Raw genomic sequence first — 2812 nt, 5'->3', positions numbered from 1 at the left:
GAACCACCTGATCCCATCCCGAACTCAGCAGTGAAACGTTTTAGCGCCGATGGTAGTGTGGGGTTTCCCCATGTGAGAGTAGGTCATTGCCAAGCACCTAATAGAGAAACCCCGATCACGCTGTGATCGGGGTTTTTTTATAGCCGCAGAAAAGTAGTGAAAACCAACGAAATCTAAGCGTCTGCTTACGGGTATTTGATAGCAAATAGAGCGCTCATATCTTGGTAGTTTCTCTTTGCATAGCAATAAATCATTAATTTTCGCACTTGCGTATTAAATTTATCAATATGTGGCAGTTTCGTTTCCTGATGTTGCCTGTATTTGCTAAAGTAGCGCTCTGAACTAGTTGTTATTTGATTATTCTGCTCACGCATATGAACGGCTAGGAGCAGATGGGTTAGCTAGTGTGTCGGTTTTTATTGGTAGGTTAGGATTGCTGAATGGCAAATGTTTGTTTCCAGATGAAAGGCACCGCTGTGACGGCGGTTGTTATGGATCTATATGATTATTCACCGGATCAGTTTTTTGAGCAGTTAAAACAAAAAATTGATTCAGCTCCTCAATTTTTCAACGCATCTCCTCTTGTGCTCAATCTTGCTTCGTATGATGGTGAGCTTCAAGCTGAACAACTACATCAAGTTGTCGGATCCTGCCGTGAGTTGGGGTTACAGCCGATTGCTTGTAAAGCGGTTGGCGGAAAGTTAGCGTCAACCGTCATGCGATTAGGTCTGGCGTCTTTACCCGCATCAAATGCCCGGGCAACTGAAATCCAGGTTGAGCCCGCTCAGCGTGTGGATGAAAAAGCGCCTGTTTTTCGTCCCAGTAAAGTTATTACCAAGCCGGTCCGCTCCGGACAGCAGGTGTATGCAGAAGGCGCTGATCTGATATTAATGGCGGCGGTTAGCGAAGGTGCTGAGGTATTAGCGGATGGCCATATTCATGTTTACGGCCCGTTGCGTGGGCGTGCTTTAGCGGGTGTGCAAGGTGATACAGATGCACGTATCTTCTGTCGTCAGATGGAAGCGGAGTTAGTCTCTATTGCTGGCTATTTTATATTGAATGATAAGCTGCGTGAGCAGTGCTGGAAACAAGCGGCACATGCATTTTTAGAAGGTGAATCCATTCAGGTTGTAGCGCTTTAGCCAGAGGCATTGTGCTGACGAATGGGTTGATCAAAACAGTTAATGAGGAATTCCAGTGGCTAAAATTATTGTAGTGACGTCCGGTAAGGGTGGCGTAGGCAAAACAACGACAAGTGCTGCAATCGCAACAGGCTTGGCGCTGCGTGGTTTTAAAACAGTCGTGATCGATTTTGATGTGGGTTTGCGTAATCTTGATTTAATCATGGGCTGTGAGCGACGAGTGGTGTATGACTTTGTTAACGTGATTAAAAAGGAAGCCAGTTTAAATCAGGCGCTGATTAAAGATAAGCGTACCCCCGGTTTGTATATACTACCAGCATCCCAGACACGCGATAAAGACGCCTTATCTATGGAAGGCGTACAGACCGTTTTAAATGATCTGTCTGAAGACTTTGAATATATCATTTGTGATTCACCCGCAGGTATCGAGCAGGGTGCGCAGATGGCGCTGTATTTTGCAGATGAAGCCATCGTTGTCACTAATCCGGAAGTCTCTTCTGTCCGTGACTCAGATCGTATCATTGGTATTTTGCAGAGTAAGTCTTTGAAAGCAGAGCAGGGTGGTTCAGTTAAGGAGCATTTGCTACTGACCCGCTACAGTCCGGGGCGTGTAGCGGCCGCTGAGATGCTAAGTGTTGCTGATGTTGAAGATATTCTGGCAGTACCTTTATTGGGTGTTATTCCTGAATCTGAGGCTGTATTGAAAGCATCGAACCAAGGTGCTCCAGTTATTCTGGATCAGGAGTCTGAGGCAGGGCAGGCGTACCTTGATGCTGTATCGCGCTTGCTGGGCGAAGAGGTTGAACACCGCTTCCTTGAAGTGCAGAAAAAAGGATTCCTGAAGCGGCTACTGGGAGGCAAAAAGTGAGCATTTTTAATTACTTTTTAAAGAAGGAAAAAACGCGTTCAGCTTCGGTTGCTAAAGAGCGTTTGCAGATTATTGTTGCACACGAGCGTAATAAGCGCCTGCAGCCTGATTATCTGCCGCTAATGCAACAGGAGATCATTGATGTAATTCGCAAATATGTGAATATCGATTCGGATCAGGTCACCGTGCAGTTGGATAACACTGATGATTGTTCGGTGTTGGAATTAAATATTACTTTGCCTGAGTAACTCGCTAAGTCGTTAGTCTAAAACCAAGGCGTGATTAGCGGATCAATGATGATATGTTAGACGCCTTTTTTAACCCGGAGATGAGAGTGACTCAGTTTCGTCCTTGTATTGATCTGCATCAGGGGCAGGTTAAGCAAATAGTGGGTGGTAGTCTGAATGATCAGGGTGCAACCACTAACTTTGTCAGTGCTTATAATGCAGCGCACTATGCACGTCTATATCGTGAGCATAACCTTACTGGCGGGCATGTAATTGCACTGGGTCCTGGGAATAAGGAACAAGCGTTACTGGCTCTGCAGAGCTGGCCGGGCGGGCTACAGTTTGGTGGTGGGGTCAATCACGAAAATGCTGCTGAATTTCTTAGGGCCGGAGCCTCGCATGTTATTGTGACCTCTTACCTGTTTGAACACGGCCGCTTCTCATGGGACCGTCTGGAGCAGATTAAGGCGGAAACCGGAGTTCAGCAACTCGTGTTGGACCTGAGTTGTCGTCGCACAGAAAAGGGATGGAATATAGCCACAGACCGCTGGCAGACTGTTACGGATACGGTGATT

At 46.5% G+C, this 2812-nt stretch carries 4 protein-coding genes and 1 rRNA gene; all 5 read left to right on the top strand.

What is annotated here, in order from left to right:
* A 5S ribosomal RNA gene (rrf, locus tag ABY436_RS19790) occupies nucleotides 1–95 on the top strand; the annotation flags it as partial.
* A 345-nt stretch (nucleotides 96–440) separates the two neighbouring features.
* Nucleotides 441–1142, top strand: coding sequence for a septum site-determining protein MinC (gene minC, locus ABY436_RS19785; protein WP_372740645.1), 702 nt, complete (start codon nucleotides 441–443; stop codon nucleotides 1140–1142).
* 55 nt (nucleotides 1143–1197) lie between these two features.
* Nucleotides 1198–2010, top strand: coding sequence for a septum site-determining protein MinD (gene minD / locus ABY436_RS19780; protein WP_372740644.1), 813 nt, complete (start codon nucleotides 1198–1200; stop codon nucleotides 2008–2010).
* A complete protein-coding gene (minE, locus tag ABY436_RS19775; protein ID WP_372740643.1) occupies nucleotides 2007–2258 on the top strand; it encodes a cell division topological specificity factor MinE in 252 nt (83 codons plus the stop codon). Before minD ends, minE begins: the two co-directional genes overlap by 4 nt.
* A gap of 86 nt (nucleotides 2259–2344) precedes the next feature.
* A partial coding sequence (locus ABY436_RS19770; RefSeq protein WP_372740646.1) for a HisA/HisF-related TIM barrel protein occupies nucleotides 2345–2812 on the top strand: 468 nt, incomplete at its 3' end.

The organism is Neptunomonas sp. (assembly GCF_041601355.1).
GTDB lineage: Bacteria > Pseudomonadota > Gammaproteobacteria > Pseudomonadales > Balneatricaceae > Neptunomonas.
The sequence above is the reverse complement of the archived record's forward strand: the minus strand, read 5'-3'. Positions and strand labels throughout refer to the sequence as shown.

What these genes read in the sequence shown, in the direction of transcription:
- minC (WP_372740645.1), top strand. Translation starts at nt 441, where the DNA reads ATGGCAAATGTTTGTTTCCAGATGAAAGGCACCGCTGTGACGGCGGTT.